A 17,944-nucleotide genomic window follows, 5' to 3' on the forward strand; every position below is an offset into this window, starting at 1 on the left:
GCCCTACCCTGCCCGCGCCGCGCGGCGCAGCGATTGCGGCGGCTGGCCGAACGCACGGATGAAAGCGCGGCGCATCCGCTCCGGATCGCGAAAGCCGGTGGTCTGCGCGACGCGCTCGATTGCCTCGCTGGAGGACTGCACGCGCTGCCGCGCCACCTCGATACGGAGCCGCTCCACCGCCTTGGACGGCGTGGTGCCGGTCTCCGCCATGAAGGCGCGGGTGAAATGCCGCGAGCTCATGCCGGCCTGCTCGGCAAGATCCTCGACCGTCAGCGGCGCGTCGAGGTTTTCGCGCGCCCAGGCAAGCAGCGGCCCGAACCGGCCGTTCGGCGCCTTCAATTCCAGCAGCGAGGAGAATTGCGACTGGCCGCCGCTGCGGCGGTGATAGAGCACGAGCTGCTTGGCGGTCTGCTGCGCGATGTCGTCGCCGTAATCCTCCGCGATCATCGCCAGCGACAGATCGATGCCGGCCGATATCCCGGCCGAGGTCCAGACATCGCCGTCGCGCACGAAGATGCGATCGGGCTCCAGCCTCACCTGGGGATAGGTCTTCACGAAATGCCGCGTGCGCTGCCAATGCGTGGTGGCGCGGCGGCCGTCGAGCAGGCCGGCCTCCGCGAGAATATAGGCGCCGGAGCAGACGCTGGCGATGCGAATGCCGCGCTTCGCCACCGCGCGCACGAAGCCGAGCGTCTTCTCGCATCGTGCCGCCTCGCGCACGCCCTCGCCGCCCGCGACGATAAGCGTCGTGATCGCAGCCGCCGATTTCAGTCCTCGTGCCACGATCTCGACGCCGGACGACGAGCGCACCGGGCCCGGCGCGACCGCCAGAGCCCGGATCGCCGGCGCGCCGGTAGCATAGCGCGCCGCGATCTCGAAGGCCGAAATCGGCCCGGCGGCATCGAGCAACTGGAAATCCGGAAAGATGAGAACGCCGATCATCGTGCTGATCCTGTGTTGAGCTTCGGCCGCATCTTTGGCCCATGTCCTAAAATGAGGGAAATATGCCGTTTTGGACATGAAGCGACCATGTCAGGATGCGTTCCGTCAAGGCAAATTTTCCGGAGGTCACGATGTCCGCGCCGTCGCCAACGCCCACGCCGCTACAAATCGGTCTCGCGCTGTTTCCGCGCGTCACCCAGCTCGACTTCACCGGCCCTTTGCAGGTGTTTTCCAGCCTGCCCGGCGCCAAGGTGCATCTGATCTGGAAGCGGATCGAACCGGTCACCAGCGATTCCGTCCTGATGCTGACGCCGACCACGACCTTTGCCGACTGCCCGCAGCTCGACGTCATCTGCGTACCCGGCGGGTTCGGCACCGACGACATGATCAACGATGAGGACATGCTGGCCTTTCTGCGCAAGCAGGCCCCCGGCGCGAAGTACATCACCTCGGTCTGCACGGGATCGCTGGTGCTCGGCGCCGCCGGCCTCCTGAAGGGCTACCGCGCGGCGACGCACTGGACCGCGATGGATTTCCTCAAGGCCTTCGGCGCGATCCCGACCAAGACGCGGGTCTGCGTCGATCGCAACCGCGTCACTGGCGGCGGCGTCACCGCCGGCATCGATTTCGCGCTCACGCTGGTCTCATTGCTGCACGACCAGCGGACCGCGGAAGCGATCCAGCTCCGCCTCGAATATAATCCCGCGCCGCCATTCAATTCCGGCTCCCCCGACACCGCGCCGCCAGAAGTGCTCGCCATTATGAGAGAGCGGATCGCGCCGGCGCAGGCCCGCCGCACCGAGATGATCGACCGCGCCGCGGCAAGGCTGGAGTAGCTGAGCCACATCCGCGTCCCGGACGCGGTGCGGCGTTCTTACGCCGCTCCGCAGAGCCGGGAGCCACGTGCATATGGGTCCCGGACGCGGAGCGTCACTTCGTGCCGCACCGCGTCCGGGACCGTCGAAACAGAAAAAGGCCGCCTGGTTGCCCAAGCGGCCTTTCCTGTCCTACGGCAGTCACACATTAGCGGGCGATTTCAGAACCTCCGCACCAGGGGCCTATCTCCCGGCCGTGTCCTACTCGGTGACCGCTGCAAATCGGGGCAGTCGCGACTGGATCCCGACACCGACGCGATGGTTTCCCATCTCCGCAAGATGGCTTCATTAAGCCGCGAGAACGCGGAAGGTACAAGCCGGCAGCCGGCGGCTGTCCCCGCTGATCCCGTTATTCACAGGCGGCTGGTTGTATGCCACAGCGCTTGCAGCGGCGGAGTGTCACGCCGTGCGGCGATGACGATCGTGTCAGCTTCCCGGCGTCCAGGCCTGGTAGTCGCCGGTCGCCTTGGGACGGCGGCCGCTAACGAGCGTCGAACCGGACGGACGGTACGCCGCGGGTGTACCGGTAAGGTTCGGCTGATGCGGCTTTTCCCATTCGCGTGGCGTGTAACCCAGCTCCGTCGGCGGCGTGTCGACGACGTGGTGCAGCCAGCCATGCCATGACGGCGGCACCCGGCTCGCCTCCGCATAGCCATTATAGATCACCCAGCGCCGCTCGAAGCCGAGCGTCGGGTCGACCTTGCGGCCCTTGGTGCGGTAGTAGCGGTTGCCCTGCTCGTCCTCGCCGACGAGTTCGCCGAATCGCCACGTCCACAATTGCGTGCCGAACGTCTGGCCGTTCCACCAGGTGAAAAACTTCAGCAAAAACTGCTTCATGGCGACCCGGCCGGTTCGAGAAAACGTGCCGCTCTGATGCCATTCGCAGGGCGGATTGTCCAGACAAAGGCTGACATTCCGCCCCTGCCAGGGGACGGTTTTGCCCCGCCTGTTTGCGGCCACGCCTATGGTCTCGAAATCGGCGCAATCCGTTCATGCCAGATACAGTTCCGGGCCGACAGTCTGAGCTCGCAGGCAATGAATGTAGGTGTTTGGGAACCTCCATCACACGATGGGGTTAGGCCCCTGTATTCCCGCAAATGGAGCCGACAATGATCAGTCTTAAGGTTTTGAGTACAGCGGCAGCGATAGCGCTTGTCTTGCCGCTCGCCGCGCCAAGCTTCAATGCCGCTCAGGCGCAAGGCCCCGGCGCTCGCGGCGGTGGTGGTGGCGGTGGCGGCGCAGCTGTCGGTGGCGGCGGTGGCGGCGGCGGCAGAGGTGGCGGCGGCGCAGCTATGGGCGGCGGCGGTGGTGCGGCAATCGGTGCAGGTGGCGGTTTTAGAGGTGGCGGCCCCGGCATAGCGGCCGGTGGCGGCGCTGGGATCAGAGGCGGTGGAATGGCCGGAGCCCCTGTCACGTCACCGGGCGTTCGCCCGGCCCCCGGCACCGGAGGCGGTGTTGTAGCGGGCGGCGGAAATTGGTCTGGCGGTACCTGGCATGGTGGTCGCCATCATCACCATCACGGTGGCGGGTTCTGGCCGGGCTTCGCGATCGGCGCCGGCATCGGATCGGCCTACGGCTATTACGGCAATAACTACTATTACGACGATCCCTATTATTACGACGACACGGTGGTCGCCGCGGCACCTCCGGTCGGCGATGACGCCGTCGCCTACTGCATGCGCCGGTACAAGTCCTACGATCCCGCATCGGGAACGTATCTCGGCTATGACGGTCAGCGTCACCCCTGCCCGGCGCAGTAACACAATATCGTGAGTTCGAAGGGCGGCGCATTCACCCTGCGCCGCCCTTTTCATTTCGGGATCAGGATCGCAGCGCCACCGCGATGCCGCCGAGCGTGATCGTCAGCGCCGCGATCTCGCGTGGCCCGAGCGGCTCGCGCAGCATCGCGGCCGCCGCAAGCACGCCGACGACGGGGACCAGCAGGGTTCCAACCGAGGCCGTGGCCGCCGGCAACCGCTCGAGCGCGGCAAACCAGCAGACGTAACACAGGCAGAACTGGATCAGCGTCATATTGAGAAGCGCGGCCCAGCCGACCCACGACAGCGCCGCCAGCTGCGGCTGCTCGACCACAAGGCCGACGATCGCGACCGGCAGGCAGCCGAGCCCGACCTGCCAGGCGGCCAGCGAAAGCGGCGGCATCTTGAGCGGAAAGTGCTTGGTCAGCACGGTGCCGAGCCCGACGCCGATCGCGCCCGCCAAGGCGAGCGCGACGCCCGGCAGTTTTTCGATTGAGGTCTCGAAACCATTGCCGCCGATCAGCACGACGATGCCGGCAAGCGCCACGATCAGCGAGATCGCGCGAAGCGGCGTCAGCCGCTCGCCCAGGAGCGGCCATGCCAAGAATGCCACCCAGACCGGGATCGATATGCCAAGCACCGCCGCCTCGCTGGCGCTAAGCCAGAGCAATGCCAGCCCCATGAACGCTACCCAGCCACTGATCGATAGTGTGGAGACGAGCAGCAGCCGCGACCACATTGGCCGTGGCACGCTCAATTTTTGACGTCGCGCCAGCGCGACCAGTGCCAGCGCCGTGGCGCCGGTGACACCTGCCAGGCCCCGCGACGACAAAGGCGGCCATTCGGTCAGTAAAAGTTTCATAATCGGAAAGTTGAGGCCCCACCCCACCGACGTAATCGCGAGCAGGATGAGCCCGAGCGGCGACGGCCGCCCCGTGTGACTGGTCGGTGGCATGGCGGGCTTAGATCCGGAACCGGAAGTGCATTTGTTATCGTTGTTCTTGTTCTGATACAGCGTTCTTGTTCTGATACAGCGAAACGGAATTGCCCTCGGCAACTTTTGTGTGCACTCTATCATACAGACGACCTGTCGGCGTTTCGACTCAATCGTCGCGTGGATGTGCTAGTCACGTAGTCGCCGCCCAAGGAAGGAAACATCGTGCCGCGCGTTCTCGTGGTCGATGACGACCCGATGGTATGCGTCGCCATCGAGGTCTGTCTGACGCGCAAGGGGTTCGACGTCACCGTTGCCGACGGTGGTGAGGCCGGAATGCGCGCGCTCGAAACTTCCGAGTTCGACGTCATGCTGATCGACGTGTTCATGCCGCATATGCGCGGCTTCGAGTCGATCCGGATGTTCCACGAACGCAAGCCGGACACGCCGATTGTCGCCATGTCCGGCTACGCCTTCGCCAACGCCGAGCGCGCCCCGGATTTCCTGCGCATGACCATCGAGCTTGGCGCGGCATGCTGCCTGCGCAAGCCGTTCACGCCCGACGCGCTGTTGACCTCGGTCAATCAATGCATCACCAAACCAGAAGCGTCCGCGCGCCACTCGAAGTAACAATTTGCAATGCCCTCGCAGCGTATCATTCTCGGAATTGGCCTCGCGATTCTCCTGGTTATCGGCGCTGCCTCGATTGGATTGGACTTCAAGTCGCGGTCGGATAACGCTTCCGTCGACCGCGCGCTCGGAATTCTAAGCAAGCTCTCCGACATGCGACCGATGCTGCGGGGAGCGGAGAGCGCGGCGCGCGCCTTCGCGTTGACCGGCGACCAGGAATTCGCCAGGGAATACCGCGAGGCCAGCGACGCCATCCTGCCGGCCCTTGCGCTGCTGATCGAGGCGGTGAAGGACAATCCCACGGAAAGGCAGCTGATCGAACAAACCAAGGCGTTGGTGGAACGCCAGATTGCCATCAACAGCGAGTTGATCAGGCTCCGCAATGCGGGAGACAATGCCGGTGCCGCAGCGCTCGTCGGCCAGGAGGACCGCGAGGCGACGGCGACGATCGCCGGAAATCTTGCGAAGGCGGTGGCAGAAGAGCGCCGGCTGCTTTTTGCCAGGCGCGCCGAGTCCGAAACCAGCGGGGTCTTCCTGCTGGCGATCGATCTTGCCGGAGTGTTGCTGATCCTGGTCCTTGCGAGTGTTCTGACGATGTCGGCCCGCCGTTCGCGCCGGGAACTGCAGGATTCGCTCAGCGCCAGCAAGGCGACCAACGAGGCGCTGGAGGCAGCGGTCGCCGAACGCACCGCGCATCTTGTCGCCGCACATGAGGAGCTCAGGCTGTCGGCCGCCGTCCTGCGCAGCACCTTTCACAGCATGGCCGAAGCCGTGCTCGTCATCGACACCAAGGGAGAGATTCTGCTTTCCAATCCCGCCGCGGAGACGATGCTGCGCTACCGGCCGGGCATGACGGTCGAGCTGCTCCGCTCGCTCAGCACCGTTTTCCACGCCGATGGCGTCACGCCGCTAAAGGTCGAAGACATGCCCGCCTCGCGCGCGCTGCGCGGCGAAACCTTCGACTCCAGCGAAATGGTGGTACGCCCGGTCAGCGGCAACGCGCCGGTTCACCTCATCATCAGCGGCCGGCCGCTACGCGACGGCTCGGGCGCGATCAGCGGCGCCGCGCTGGTCTATCACGACGCCACCGCCTCGCGGGAAACCGAGCACAAACTGCAGCAATCGCAAAAGCTCGACGCGATCGGCAAGCTCACCGGCGGCGTCGCCCACGACTTCAACAACATGCTCACCGTCATCACCGGCACCACCGAGACGCTGGTCGCCAGCCTTGCCCATGAGCCGGACCTGCAAAAGACCGCCGAACTGATCGACCAGGCCGCGGAACGCTGCAGCGAGCTGATCCAGCATCTGCTTGCCTTTGCGCGCCGCCAGCCGCTGCAGCCGCGCAATGTCGACATCAACGCCACCGTGCTCGACATCGCAAAACTGCTTCGCCCGACCCTCGGCGAGCAGGTCGAGGTCAACTCGATCCTCGATCAGGAAACGGCGATTGCCCATATCGACGCCTCGCAGCTCGCCAACTCCCTGCTCAACATGGCGATCAACGCCCGCGACGCGATGCCGAACGGTGGCAAGCTGCTGCTGGAGACGCGCAACGTTGTGCTCGACGACGCCTATGCGCAAGCCAACCCGGGCGTGAAAGCCGGCCCCTATGTGATGCTCGCGGTCAGCGACACCGGCGGCGGCATGTCGCAGGAGGTGCTGGACAAGGTATTCGAGCCGTTCTTCACCACCAAGGAGGTCGGCAAAGGCTCGGGCCTCGGGCTGAGCATGGTCTATGGCTTCGTCAAGCAATCCGGCGGGCATATCCGGATCTACAGCGAGGTCGGCCACGGCACCACGATCAAGCTCTACCTGCCGCCGGCACGCGGCCAGATCGAAGCTGCGCCGGCCCCGGCCGCGGCGCTGCCGCATGGCAATGAGACCATCCTGGTGGTGGAAGACGACGCGCTGGTGCGCAACTTCGTCATCGCGCAGTTACAGAGCCTCGGCTACCGGACGATCGCCGCCGCCAACGGACCGGCCGCGATGGCGCTGATCGCCGACGACAAGCCGTTCGACCTCTTGTTCACCGACGTGATCATGCCGGGCGGCATGACCGGCCGGCAGCTCGCCGACGAAGCGATCAAGCGCCGTCCCGGCGTCAAGGTGCTGTACACGTCAGGCTACACCGACAACGCGATCGTGCATCAGGGCCGCCTCGATCCCGGCGTGCTGCTGCTGACCAAGCCGTACCGCAAGTCGCAGCTCGCCAACATGGTGCGGCGCGCGCTGGCAGGGTGAGTGAAGCGGCGGCCCGCGCGGCGTCGTTTTCGCTACTGATTCGATGTATGAATGGGAGATTCGTTTGAACGATGGGGTTCGGGGGAAGAGCGCGGACTGATGGCCGACGTGATCTACAAGCGCCTCTTTTTCGACTGGGGCGGACGATGCGCCTACTGTGATGTTGGACTGTCCCGGTGCAAGACGGGCGGCAAGATCAAGGCCAGCATCGACCATTTCATCCCGCTCTCGAAGGGCGGCCCGAACGGCCGGAGCAATCGCGTGCTGGCCTGTTACCCGTGCAACCTCGCCAAGGGCGACACCGACCCGCGCGAGACCAACCAATGGCCGGAGGTCGAGCGACGGCTTGCCGCCATCGCGGCGTCGCCGATGATCAGTCACGGCAAGCTGAGACAGCTTGTTCCCGAGCTGGTGAAGCAGCTTGGCATAGAGGGGTAATCCAAGGAACGTACTGTGCTGATCGATGACGGCAAATCCAGTCGCGCCGTGGCGAAGACCTATCTGGGTGCGTCATCAGGCTGAGCTACCAGCTCGCGGACAGCTTGGTCGGTCGGTTTATCCAAACCCGCGGGCAACTTGCAACGCGACTACTTCTTATCGGGCACAGGCGGAAGATGACGCTGAAGATCCATTCTATCGTGGAGGATTCGCACGATTTCGATCGTCATGTCCGGCGTCACCCGGTACATCAGGAAGTGACTTCCACGCCGACCGTGCCGAGCGATGTGGAGCGTGCGAAGACCTGATATGATCTCACCTCGAGCCTTGGAGCCCGTAACATCGGGGCCATCGCCAAGCTCGCCAATCGCCTGAACGAGTACGTCCCGATAGATGCGCGATTGGCGCTCGCCAAAATTCTCGGTGGTCCATTTGATGATATTCGCAAAGTCGAGTTCTGCGACAGCGCCGAGACGGACGCGCCATTTTCGCTCGACCATAGGCGGATTCTATCCGACCGCCTTGGAAATGACCTTCTCGGAAAGGTCATTCAAATAAGTTCGTAACTCTTCGATATCTTCGAATTCTTTGAATTCGCCTCGCTCCAGGGCACCGACACCGACGCGGGCCGCCGATCGCAGGGCCTTCAGCTTGCTCGCGTCTTCCGCCTCGCGCTGCTCCACCAGCCGCAATCCGTCACGCAGCACTTCGCTGGCATTTTGGTAGCGGCCGGACTCGACAAGTGACTCAATGAGCTCTGCTTGGCGCTCCGTCAGCACAACATTTTTGGTCGGCACTGGCATTCTCGCGACAGGTTCGAGTTCGCGATGGCATCATATGCCATCGCACGCCGCTACTCAATCCCAATGCCCACGCATCGTCTCGGCCATAGCGATAATCATGGCCACCTTCATCGGATAGCGCGCCATTCTCGAAGCACCCCGCTACTGCGCCCCCGATCCGCCCGCCACGATCTTCTCGTTCAGCTTCTGATCGACGGTGTCGACGGTGCGATCGATCTCGGCGCTGGGAACGCCGAGCTGGTGCGAGATCAGTTTTACCAGCAGATCGACGCGCTCGATGAACGGCGCGCCGGCGGCGACCGCGCGGGCCGCCGAGGACGGCTTGAGCAGGCTTTCCGCCGCCTTGGCGTATTTACCGAACGGCACCTGGTCGGCCGGGTCGGCGCCGAGGCGCCTCGCAATGCCGTCGACATGCTCATAGATCGACTGCGACAGCTTTAAGTCGCCATGCACGGCGTCGCGGATTGATTGCGGCTCGTGCGGGGTGATGCAGCGGTAATTGCCGGTCAAGAGCATCGACCATTTGGCGAGCGGCACGAACAGCGAATCGAACACCTTCAGCTTCACTGGCACGTCGTGACCATCAAGCGTCACCGCGTCGATCGAAGCCTCCAGCTCGCGCAGCAGCTTGTTGTGCTTCTCGTCCGCGAAGATCGCGGCCTTGAAGTTGGTGGGCAGGCCGACATGCAGCACATTCGCCGCCTCTTCCGGCGGCCGGAAGGCCTGCGGGTCGGGCGAGCAGAGCGAGACCAGCCCCGGCTTGAAGCGCTCCCAGACCCGGGCGTTGGTGTAGGCCTCCTCCAGATCCATGTCCGCCAGCGCTGGGATTCGCTTGAGATACGGCAGCGGCGGCATGTTCATGATCGACAGGCAGGGCAATCCCGCTTCCGCGATCTTGATCATCAGCACGCGGATCGTGTGGTTGGTATATTGCGGCTCCTGCATCGCGAGGCCAACCAGGTCGTAGCGCTTGACGTCGACGTCCTGCGGCGTGACCGCATCGAGCTTGCCCGGCAGATCGCGCGAGAAGATCGCGCGGTGCACCGCCTCGTCGCGCAGCTTGATGCGCACTTCCGTGCCGTCGCGGTTGATCAGCTCGGCCGTCTTCTTCCGGCACACCAGGGTCACGTTGTGACCGGCCATCAAAAGCTTGGTCCCCAACAGGGAGCCATAGGAGGCCCCCAGGATCAGAATGTTGCGCGCCATACTCTCTCTTTCACCGCTAAAACCAGGCTCTCCGGTCTGGCACCCATTATACCAGAACTTTCCGCCCCGTTGCCTACTGCAAAGCGGGAGGCATTACAATCGGATAGAGGCCGTTCCATCCACGTCATGGAGACCTGTCTCGGCGTCCACGTCCATTTTCCGCAGCGGGAAAGAGGCGCGAATGTCCTCCGCCACCGGTTTTGCGAGGCCCGATTGACGGCCCAGCACTGGCCGCGCTCGGGATGCAATCCTAGCGACGCGTCAACGCCGGCTCGCATCTCGAGCTTGCCGGATTTCGGGCAAATGCTGCATTGCAGAGCGCTTGAATAAACGCGTTTCCGCTAAAAATTTCGCCCTCCCATTGAAGTTCCCTTAATCCGACCCGCGTCAATCTTATTCGGGAAAAATATGCAATTTCGCGCAGGAGGACCTCATGGGCCAAGGAAGGATCCGCAGCCGCGTCAGGCTATTTCCAGATCAATCTCCGCAGGACCAAATCGGTCGGCGACCGAACCGCATCCATCTGCTTCGTCGCTTCGTTCGGGATGAATCGGGAAGCTATGTGATCCTCTCGGCGATGTTGATGCCCGTTCTGGTTGGCGCCGCCAGCCTTGGCACCGAGGTTGGATGGTGGCTCTACAAGCACAAGAACATGCAGAGCGCGGCAGATTCCGGTGCGGTGAGCGCAGCGACCGCTGCCAGCAACCTGCTGGCTGAAGCCAATGCGGTCACCGCGACCTATGGCTATGCAAATGCAGTGAACAACGTAACCCTGACGGTCAATCAGCCGCCGACGACGGGCAGCTACGCTTCGAACGCGCAGGCCGTAGAGGTCATCCTCAGCCAGCCGCAGCAACGGCTGTTGTCCTCGATATTCGGATCCGATCCCGTGCTGATCACGGCACGCGCGGTGGCACTTCAAAATTCCGGGACGGGCTGCGTGCTGGCCCTCAACTCGGCCGCCACCCCTGCCGTGAACGTCGGCGGCAGCAACAATCTCACTTTGAAGGGCTGCAACCTCTACAGCAACTCAAGCGGCAATCCATCGCTGAACGTCAGCGGCAGCGGCACGATATCTGCCAATCAGGTCGGGGTGGTCGGCGAGGTCTCGGGCGCAGCCAGCATCACGGCCACCAATGGCATCCGAACCCATGTGCAGCCGATCGCGGATCCCTATGCCGACTTATTCCCGCCGACCAAGCCGAGTTGCAGCAGTGGCAAGATCGTCGTGAACGCCAATGGCAAAACCAACTCCATCAGTCCCGGTTGTTATAGCGGCGATATCACCGTTAACGCAGGCGCGACGCTGAACCTGGAGCCAGGAATTTACTATCTGGACGGATCGAACCTGAGCGTAGCGGGCAACGCCACGATCACAGGCAGCGGCGTGACCCTGGTCTTTACCGGTTCGGGCAGCAGCTGGGGCACAGCTACGATCGGCAGCAATGCGATCATTGATCTGACGGCACCGACCTCCGGAACGATGCAAGGTGTGGTCTTTTATGGCGACCGCAAAATGCCGGCGGGCACGGCGTTCAATCTGACGGGCGGCGGCACGCAGAATTTCGGTGGCGCGATTTACCTGCCAAAAGCGAACCTGAGCTTCAGCGGCGGAAACGGCACGACGACCTCCTGCACAAAGGTCATCGCAGATACCATCACCTTCACCGGCTCATCGAACCTTCAAGTCAATTGCTCCGCACTTGGCGTCGCCACCATCGGCACACTGACCGCGCAACTGGTTCAATGAGGGTACCTGACATGAATACCCAAAACTCATTCCGCTATCCCCACTTTCGGCCCTTTGGCGCACTCCGTCGCCTGTTCCTGCATGACAAGCGCGGCGTCGCGGCGATCGAATTCGGAATCATGATCCCGGTGTTCTCCCTCATGGTGGTTTCGGTGACCGATATCGGTCTCGCCGTCTATCGCAAGATGCAGGTCGAGAACGCTGCGCAGGCCGGAGCTCAGTACGCCATTGCCCGTGGATTTAATGCGACCGCCATCTCCAGTGCCGTGACCAGCGCCACGAATTCCTCGGCCGTCTCTGCATCACCCGAGCCGGTTCAGTTTTGTGGCTGTCCGACAAGCACAGGGGTGGATGGCGTGAGCTGCGGTACCGTCTGCCCGGGCGGCGCAACGGCCGGAACATACGCCAAGGTTTCGGCGCAGGGGAGCTACTATACGCTCGTGAATTATCAGGTCGTTGCCTCCACCTACAGCTTCACCGCGCAATCGATAGCGAGGCTGAAGTGAGACTCGCAACGATATGGCGCGACAAACGCGGAGCTTCAGCGCTCGAATTCGCCTTGACCGCTCCGGTTTTCATTCTGTTCATGTTTGGGGTCATCGAGCTCGGACTGGTCTTGTGGACCCAGATGGGCATGCAACATGGAGCCCAAATGGCCGCGCGCTGTGCAACGGTCGATTCCACGCTGTGTCCAACGAGCAATCCGGAAGCTATTACCAGCTACGCCGCCCAACAGACATTCGGCCTCACGCTTCCCTCGCAGACGTTCACCTACTCCACGCCGGCTTGCGGCAATCAGGTGAGTGCAAGCTATTCGTTTCAGTTTCCGGCAATTCTCAACCTGTCTCCGTTAACGCTGACCGCGCAGGCATGCTTTCCAAGCTAGGATCGGACGCGAGGCCGATAGCCTCTAGGACCTTGTTGCCAGCACCACACCCGCCAGCGTGAACACCAGCGCCGCGAGTTGGACCAGCCCGAGCGGCTCGTGAAGCGCAATCGCTGACGCCACGACGCCGATCACCGGCACCGCCATGGTGCCGATCGCCGCCACCGAGGCCGGCAGGCGGGCGAGCGCGGCGAACCAGCTCACATAGGCGATGCAGAACTGGATCACGGTCGAATAGATCAGCAGCCACCACCCGAGTGTCGTCACCTTTTCGATATGCGTGGTCTCGAACGCCAGCCCGATGACGACGATCGGCGCGCAGCCGAGCCCGATCTGCCAGGCCGCGGCCGGGATCGGCGGCAGCGGCACCGGCAATTTCTTCGCCAGCACCGTGCCGAGCGCAAAGCCGAACGCGCCGCATAGCGCCATCACGATGCCCGGCAGTTTTTCTGTCGTCGCCGTGATGCCGTTGCCGCCCATGATGGCGGCGAGGCCGGCGAAGGCCATCACCAGCGCGACGGTACGCAAAATGGTCGGCCGCTCGCCGAGCACCGGCCAGGCGAGAAGCGAGGCCCAGACCGGCATGGTGTAGGCGATCAGCGCCGCCTCGCTGGCCGGCAGCCAGAGCAGCGCCAGCCCCATCAGCACCATCCAGCCGGTGACGTTGAGCAGCGCCGAGAGCATCAGGCGCGGCCACAAATGCCGCTCGACCTTCAGGCTCTGGGCGCGCGCGAGCGCCAGGACGGCCAGCAGCGCCGCCCCGATCACCCCGGTCGAGCCGCGCAGGGTCAGCGGCGGCAGTTCACTCAAGAGATATTTCGTGACGGGCCAGTTGAACCCCCAGCCCACCGAGGTGATGGCGAGGAACATGAGGCCTGCGGGCGCAATCCGCGCCGGCGCGGTCGGTTTTGATTCTGTCATGGAGCCCGGCAAGGGTGGGACAAGCGTAGGGAATCGGCCTCACCTTGCCGTCGATCCGGCGCCGCGACCACGGGCGCACGGACATGCCAGACCTCCCCTGCCCGTAGCCTTACGTGAGTCTCCCCAGTGCAAGGCCGAACCGCGAATAAATACCTGCCCTGTGAACAGCGGGACGAAGCTGGTTTCCACATGGGGAGGAACAATTTTTTTGGTTGGGAATCCCTGAGGACTCACCGATACTTGGGCCTATCACAGGCGCGGCACTGACCCCTGTTTTCCCACCCTTTCCACCATATTTAGTATTTGATTCAGGAACTCGTACTAGTCCTTGACGGGCGCGACGGGTTTGGCCTAGCCTTACTACTGGACGGCGCGAGTTAAGTTCAGGGTCCCGCCGGTCACTCCCAAACGGGTTCCGAACAAGCACTCCGTCAGCCGGTTGAGGCACGGATCGAGGGCTTGTCTGCCCAAAATTCGGGAGTGATCCGGGGCCCATAAAAACGAGCCGAACGGCTCAGGCGACGGGTTGCGGCGTTGAGTTGGAGCGTGGTGCGGAAAGCTGGCTGGGTAGGCAGCGATCCGAACAGGCTCAAGACGATGGGATGGGGCTGGCCCCGCTAACAGGCGGGACGGGCCCTTGGGGTGGCGAAAGCAGAAACAGGGCCGGGTCCACCGGTAGAGCTTGCGGATCAAGGCACCGAGGCATCAGCTTCGGGGCGGGAGGTTCGCTCACTGAAACATCCGGCAACCGCAACAAAGCGGACCGGCAAAGATTACGGGGCACTAAAAATGCGAATTGAGCGGCGCAACACCACTTCCGGCCAGTCTCCCTATGCGGAGATCGGCTTCCGGCTGACCACCTCGGAGATCCGCAACCCCGACGGCTCGATCGTGTTTCGGCTCGAGAATGTCGAAGTGCCCGAGTTCTGGTCGCAGGTCGCTTCCGACGTGCTCGCCCAGAAGTATTTTCGCAAAGCCGGCGTCGCCGCCCGCCTGAAGAAGGTCGAGGAAGAGACCGTGCCGTCCTTCCTGTGGCGCTCGGTGCCCGACACCGAGGCGCTCGCCCTCCTCCCCGAATCCGAGCGCTATGTCGGCGAGATCAGCGCAAAGCAGGTGTTCGACCGCCTCGCCGGCTGCTGGACCTATTGGGGCTGGAAGGGCGGCTATTTCTCCAGCGAAGACGACGCACAGGCGTTTTTCGACGAGCTGCGCTATCAGCTCGCCAGGCAGATGGTCGCGCCGAACTCGCCGCAATGGTTCAACACCGGTCTGCACTGGGCCTACGGCATCGACGGTCCCGGCCAGGGCCACTATTACGTCGACTGGAAGACCGGCAAGCTCACCAAGTCCAAGTCGGCCTATGAGCATCCGCAGCCGCATGCCTGCTTCATCCAGGGCATCGAGGACGACCTCGTCAATGACGGCGGCATCATGGACCTCTGGGTGCGCGAGGCGCGCCTGTTCAAATACGGCTCCGGCACCGGCTCCAACTTCTCGCGCCTGCGCGGCGAAGGCGAGCGCCTGTCCGGCGGCGGCCGCTCGTCCGGCCTGATGTCTTTCCTGAAGATCGGCGACCGCGCGGCGGGTGCGATCAAGAGCGGCGGCACCACGCGGCGCGCGGCCAAGATGGTCGTGGTCGACGTCGATCACCCCGATATCGAGACCTATATCGACTGGAAGGTGAAGGAGGAGCAGAAGGTCGCAGCCCTCGTCACCGGCTCCAAGATCAACCAGAAGCACCTCAAGGCCGTGCTGAAGGCCTGCGTGAACTGCGAAGGCAGTGGCGACGACTGCTTCGACCCCGAAAAGAACCCGGCGCTCCGCCGCGAGATCAAGCTCGCGCGCCGCGCGCTGGTGCCTGACAACTACATCAAGCGGGTCATCCAGTTCGCCAAGCAGGGCTACAAGGACATCGACTTCCCGATCTACGACACCGACTGGGATTCGGAGGCTTACCTCACAGTATCAGGCCAGAATTCCAACAACTCGGTCTCGCTGAAGGACGATTTCCTCCGCGCCGTCGAAACCGACGGTGACTGGAATCTGATCGGCCGCACCAACAAGAAGATCACCAAGACTCTCAAGGCCCGCGAGCTCTGGGAGAAGATCGGCCACGCCGCCTGGGCCTCGGCCGATCCCGGCCTGCACTTCAACACCACGATGAACGACTGGCACACCTGCAAGGCGTCCGGCGACATCCGCGCGTCGAACCCGTGCTCGGAATACATGTTCCTGGACGACACGGCGTGCAATTTGGCCTCGGCCAACCTGCTGACGTTCTACAACACGACCACCAAGCGGTTCGACGTCGAGTCCTACGAGCACCTCTGCCGGCTCTGGACCATCGTGCTGGAAATCTCCGTCATGATGGCGCAGTTCCCGTCGAAGGCGATCGCCGAGCTCTCCTACGAATTCCGCACGCTCGGCCTCGGCTTTGCGAACATCGGCGGCCTCTTGATGACCATGGGCCTGCCCTATGACTCCAAGGAAGGCCGCTCGCTGTGCGGCACGCTCACGGCGATCATGACCGGCATCGCCTACAAGACCTCGGCGGAGATGGCGGCCGAGCTCGGCACCTTCCCCGGCTACAAGAAGAACGCCCAGCACATGCTGCGCGTGATCCGCAACCACCGTCGCGCCGCGCATGGCAATGCCTCGGGCTATGAGGCGCTCGCCGTCAACCCGGTGCCGCTCGACCACGCCGCCTGCCCGCAAGGAGACCTGATCGCGCATGCGACCAGGGCCTGGGACGACGCGCTGTCGCTCGGCGAGACCAACGGCTACCGCAACGCGCAGACCACGGTGGTAGCGCCGACCGGCACCATCGGCCTCGTCATGGATTGCGACACGACAGGCATCGAGCCTGACTTTGCGCTGGTGAAATTCAAAAAACTCGCCGGCGGCGGCTACTTCAAGATCATCAACCAGGCGGTGCCTGCGGCGCTGCGCGCGCTCGGCTACAGCGAGGCTGATATCGCCGAGATCGAGGCCTACGCCGTCGGCCACGGCTCGCTCTCCAACGCGCCCGGCATCAACGCCACCACCCTCAAGGCCAAAGGCTTCACCGACGAAGCGCTGGCCAAGGTGGAAAAGGCGCTGCCGACCGCCTTCGACATCAAGTTCGCTTTCAACAAGTGGACCTTTGGCGAGGACTTCCTGCGCGAGGCCCTCGGTATCCCCTCGGAAGTGATCGCGGCCCCCGGCTTCGACCTGCTGACCGCTGTCGGCTTCACCAAGCGCGAGATCGAGGCGGCCAACGTGCACATCTGCGGCGCGATGACCGTCGAGGGTGCGCCGCACCTCAAGGCCGAGCATTACGCGGTGTTCGACTGCGCCAACCCCTGCGGCAAGATCGGCAAGCGCTATCTCTCGGTCGAGAGCCACATCCGCATGATGGCGGCCTCGCAGCCGTTCATCTCGGGCGCGATCTCGAAAACCATCAACATGCCGAACGACGCCACCGTCGAGGACTGCAAGTCGGCGTATCTGCTCTCCTGGAAGCTCGCGCTGAAGGCCAACGCGCTCTACCGCGACGGCTCGAAGCTCTCCCAGCCGCTCAACTCGCAGCTCATCTCAGACGATGACGACGAGGACGATGCGATCGAGGCGCTCTACGACAAGCCGATGGCCGCGCGCACCGCCCAGGTCTCGGAGAAGATCGTCGAGAAGCTGGTCGAGCGCATCGTTGTCATGCGCGAGCGCGAGAAGATGCCGGATCGTCGCAAGGGCTACACCCAGAAGGCGGTGGTCGGCGGCCATAAGGTGTATCTGCGCACCGGCGAATATGATGACGGCCGTCTCGGCGAGATCTTCATCGACATGCACAAGGAAGGCGCGGCGCTGCGCTCCTTCATCAACAACTTTGCGATCGCCGTCTCGCTCGGCCTGCAATATGGCGTGCCGCTGGAGGAATATGTCGACGCCTTCACCTTCACCCGCTTCGAGCCGGCAGGCCCGGTGCAGGGCAACGATTCCATCAAGTACGCGACCTCGATCCTCGACTATGTCTTCCGCGAGCTCGCGGTCAGCTACATGTCGCGGTTCGATCTCGCCCATGTCGACCCGACCGAGTCGAATTTCGACGCGCTCGGCAAGGGCGTCGAGGAAGGCAAGGAGCCGGGCGATGGCCACCACGCGTCAAAATATCTGTCCAAGGGCCTGACCCGCTCGCGCACGGATAATCTGGTGGTGGTGCGCGGCGGCGATATCGATGCCCGCGGCTCCGGCAACGTCACCGCGATCGCCAGCCACGGCCCCAGCGCCCGCCTCACGGATGCCCACGAAGGCGCGGCGGCCTTAAAGCAGGAAGCCAGCCACGACCTCTCGCCGACCGAACGGCTGGACGCCCTGAAATGGAGCAAGGCCGGCAGCGCAGCGGTAGCCGTCGCGCCCAGCAAGGCCGAGCGCCGGGCTGAAGCCAAGGCCAAGGGCTACGAAGGCGAGATGTGCTCGGAGTGCGGCAACTTCACGCTGGTGCGGAACGGCACGTGCATGAAGTGCGATACGTGTGGCAGCACGACGGGGTGTTCGTGAGGCTTCATTCGAATAATTAGCCAAC

The 17,944-nt window shown here is 63.6% G+C and carries 17 protein-coding genes; 10 read left to right on the plus strand and 7 right to left on the minus strand.

Features of this window, described 5'->3' with window-relative positions:
- Nucleotides 1-3: 3 nt before the first annotated feature.
- On the minus strand, nt 4-942 hold the full coding sequence (locus tag QA643_RS21795) for a GlxA family transcriptional regulator (RefSeq protein ID WP_283027957.1): 939 nt from the start codon (nt 940-942) through the stop codon (nt 4-6).
- A 131-nt stretch (nt 943-1,073) separates the two neighbouring features.
- Between QA643_RS21795 and QA643_RS21800 the strand changes: the two genes are divergently transcribed.
- Nucleotides 1,074-1,778 carry a DJ-1/PfpI family protein gene (locus QA643_RS21800; protein ID WP_283027958.1) on the plus strand — a complete coding sequence of 235 codons (705 nt, stop codon included), beginning with the start codon at nt 1,074-1,076 and terminating at the stop codon, nt 1,776-1,778.
- A gap of 465 nt (nt 1,779-2,243) precedes the next feature.
- Here the strand turns inward: QA643_RS21800 and QA643_RS21805 are convergent, their stop codons facing one another.
- Complete coding sequence (locus tag QA643_RS21805; protein ID WP_283027959.1) at nt 2,244-2,654, minus strand: NADH:ubiquinone oxidoreductase subunit NDUFA12; 411 nt, start codon at nt 2,652-2,654, stop codon at nt 2,244-2,246.
- Nucleotides 2,655-2,999: 345 nt separating this feature from the next.
- On the opposite strand from QA643_RS21805, the gene QA643_RS38685 reads away from it, so the two are divergent.
- Together QA643_RS38685 and QA643_RS38690 are read left to right on the plus strand one after the other, a co-directional pair.
- Complete coding sequence (locus tag QA643_RS38685; protein ID WP_349253212.1) at nt 3,000-3,176, plus strand: hypothetical protein; 177 nt, start codon at nt 3,000-3,002, stop codon at nt 3,174-3,176.
- Between the two features lie 35 nt (nt 3,177-3,211).
- A complete protein-coding gene (locus QA643_RS38690; RefSeq protein WP_349253213.1) occupies nt 3,212-3,577 on the plus strand; it encodes a BA14K family protein in 366 nt (121 codons plus the stop codon).
- 61 nt (nt 3,578-3,638) lie between these two features.
- Here QA643_RS38690 and QA643_RS21815 read toward each other — a convergent pair whose 3' ends face one another.
- Complete coding sequence (locus QA643_RS21815) at nt 3,639-4,529, minus strand: DMT family transporter (RefSeq protein WP_283027961.1); 891 nt, start codon at nt 4,527-4,529, stop codon at nt 3,639-3,641.
- A 204-nt stretch (nt 4,530-4,733) separates the two neighbouring features.
- Here QA643_RS21815 and QA643_RS21820 point away from each other — a divergent pair, with 204 nt between their 5' ends.
- From QA643_RS21820 to QA643_RS21830, 3 genes are all read left to right on the plus strand, one after another.
- Nucleotides 4,734-5,138 carry a response regulator gene (locus tag QA643_RS21820; protein ID WP_283027962.1) on the plus strand — a complete coding sequence of 135 codons (405 nt, stop codon included), beginning with the start codon at nt 4,734-4,736 and terminating at the stop codon, nt 5,136-5,138.
- Nucleotides 5,139-5,147: 9 nt separating this feature from the next.
- Complete coding sequence (locus QA643_RS21825) at nt 5,148-7,382, plus strand: CHASE3 domain-containing protein (protein ID WP_283027963.1); 2,235 nt, start codon at nt 5,148-5,150, stop codon at nt 7,380-7,382.
- A gap of 99 nt (nt 7,383-7,481) precedes the next feature.
- On the plus strand, nt 7,482-7,820 hold the full coding sequence (locus tag QA643_RS21830) for an HNH endonuclease signature motif containing protein (RefSeq protein WP_283027964.1): 339 nt from the start codon (nt 7,482-7,484) through the stop codon (nt 7,818-7,820).
- A 149-nt stretch (nt 7,821-7,969) separates the two neighbouring features.
- Here QA643_RS21830 and QA643_RS21835 read toward each other — a convergent pair whose 3' ends face one another.
- From QA643_RS21835 to QA643_RS21845, 3 genes are all read right to left on the minus strand, one after another.
- On the minus strand, nt 7,970-8,320 hold the full coding sequence (locus tag QA643_RS21835) for a type II toxin-antitoxin system RelE/ParE family toxin (protein WP_283027965.1): 351 nt from the start codon (nt 8,318-8,320) through the stop codon (nt 7,970-7,972).
- A gap of 9 nt (nt 8,321-8,329) precedes the next feature.
- Nucleotides 8,330-8,617, minus strand: a complete 288-nt coding sequence (locus tag QA643_RS21840) for a type II toxin-antitoxin system ParD family antitoxin (protein ID WP_283027966.1) — start codon at nt 8,615-8,617, stop codon at nt 8,330-8,332.
- 147 nt (nt 8,618-8,764) lie between these two features.
- The gene (locus QA643_RS21845; protein WP_283027967.1) at nt 8,765-9,829 is read right to left on the minus strand and encodes a 2-dehydropantoate 2-reductase N-terminal domain-containing protein; all 1,065 of its coding nucleotides are present in this window, start codon (nt 9,827-9,829) and stop codon (nt 8,765-8,767) included.
- A 433-nt stretch (nt 9,830-10,262) separates the two neighbouring features.
- Between QA643_RS21845 and QA643_RS21850 the strand changes: the two genes are divergently transcribed.
- Genes QA643_RS21850 through QA643_RS21860 form a run of 3 tightly spaced genes read left to right on the plus strand, consistent with a single transcriptional unit; the run spans nt 10,263 to nt 12,465 of the window.
- Complete coding sequence (locus QA643_RS21850; protein ID WP_283027968.1) at nt 10,263-11,579, plus strand: TadE/TadG family type IV pilus assembly protein; 1,317 nt, start codon at nt 10,263-10,265, stop codon at nt 11,577-11,579.
- 11 nt (nt 11,580-11,590) lie between these two features.
- The gene (locus QA643_RS21855; protein WP_283027969.1) at nt 11,591-12,085 is read left to right on the plus strand and encodes a TadE/TadG family type IV pilus assembly protein; all 495 of its coding nucleotides are present in this window, start codon (nt 11,591-11,593) and stop codon (nt 12,083-12,085) included.
- Entirely contained in the window at nt 12,082-12,465 is a 384-nt protein-coding gene (locus tag QA643_RS21860) for a TadE/TadG family type IV pilus assembly protein (RefSeq protein WP_283027970.1), read from the plus strand. Before QA643_RS21855 ends, QA643_RS21860 begins: the two co-directional genes overlap by 4 nt.
- A 24-nt stretch (nt 12,466-12,489) precedes the next feature.
- On the opposite strand, the gene QA643_RS21865 is transcribed toward QA643_RS21860, so the two are convergent.
- A complete protein-coding gene (locus QA643_RS21865; RefSeq protein WP_283027972.1) occupies nt 12,490-13,386 on the minus strand; it encodes a DMT family transporter in 897 nt (298 codons plus the stop codon).
- Nucleotides 13,387-14,175: 789 nt separating this feature from the next.
- Between QA643_RS21865 and QA643_RS21870 the strand changes: the two genes are divergently transcribed.
- Nucleotides 14,176-17,919, plus strand: a complete 3,744-nt coding sequence (locus tag QA643_RS21870; RefSeq protein ID WP_283027973.1) for a vitamin B12-dependent ribonucleotide reductase — start codon at nt 14,176-14,178, stop codon at nt 17,917-17,919.
- The last annotated feature ends 25 nt before the right edge of the window (nt 17,920-17,944 follow it).

Origin of the sequence: Bradyrhizobium sp. CB3481 (genome assembly GCF_029714305.1) — a bacterium.
Lineage (GTDB): Bacteria > Pseudomonadota > Alphaproteobacteria > Rhizobiales > Xanthobacteraceae > Bradyrhizobium.

Bases quoted from the DNA above. Each gene is read 5' to 3' on its own strand.
- QA643_RS21795 (WP_283027957.1), bottom strand. From the start codon at position 942: ATGATCGGCGTTCTCATCTTTCCGGATTTCCAGTTGCTCGATGCCGCC.
- QA643_RS21800 (WP_283027958.1), top strand. From the start codon at position 1,074: ATGTCCGCGCCGTCGCCAACGCCCACGCCGCTACAAATCGGTCTCGCG.
- QA643_RS21805 (WP_283027959.1), bottom strand. From the start codon at position 2,654: ATGAAGCAGTTTTTGCTGAAGTTTTTCACCTGGTGGAACGGCCAGACG.
- QA643_RS38685 (WP_349253212.1), top strand. From the start codon at position 3,000: ATGCCGCTCAGGCGCAAGGCCCCGGCGCTCGCGGCGGTGGTGGTGGCG.
- QA643_RS38690 (WP_349253213.1), top strand. From the start codon at position 3,212: ATGGCCGGAGCCCCTGTCACGTCACCGGGCGTTCGCCCGGCCCCCGGC.
- QA643_RS21815 (WP_283027961.1), bottom strand. From the start codon at position 4,529: ATGCCACCGACCAGTCACACGGGGCGGCCGTCGCCGCTCGGGCTCATC.
- QA643_RS21825 (WP_283027963.1), top strand. From the start codon at position 5,148: ATGCCCTCGCAGCGTATCATTCTCGGAATTGGCCTCGCGATTCTCCTG.
- QA643_RS21830 (WP_283027964.1), top strand. From the start codon at position 7,482: ATGGCCGACGTGATCTACAAGCGCCTCTTTTTCGACTGGGGCGGACGA.
- QA643_RS21835 (WP_283027965.1), bottom strand. From the start codon at position 8,320: ATGGTCGAGCGAAAATGGCGCGTCCGTCTCGGCGCTGTCGCAGAACTC.
- QA643_RS21845 (WP_283027967.1), bottom strand. From the start codon at position 9,829: ATGGCGCGCAACATTCTGATCCTGGGGGCCTCCTATGGCTCCCTGTTG.
- QA643_RS21850 (WP_283027968.1), top strand. From the start codon at position 10,263: ATGGGCCAAGGAAGGATCCGCAGCCGCGTCAGGCTATTTCCAGATCAA.
- QA643_RS21855 (WP_283027969.1), top strand. From the start codon at position 11,591: ATGAATACCCAAAACTCATTCCGCTATCCCCACTTTCGGCCCTTTGGC.
- QA643_RS21865 (WP_283027972.1), bottom strand. From the start codon at position 13,386: ATGACAGAATCAAAACCGACCGCGCCGGCGCGGATTGCGCCCGCAGGC.
- QA643_RS21870 (WP_283027973.1), top strand. From the start codon at position 14,176: ATGCGAATTGAGCGGCGCAACACCACTTCCGGCCAGTCTCCCTATGCG.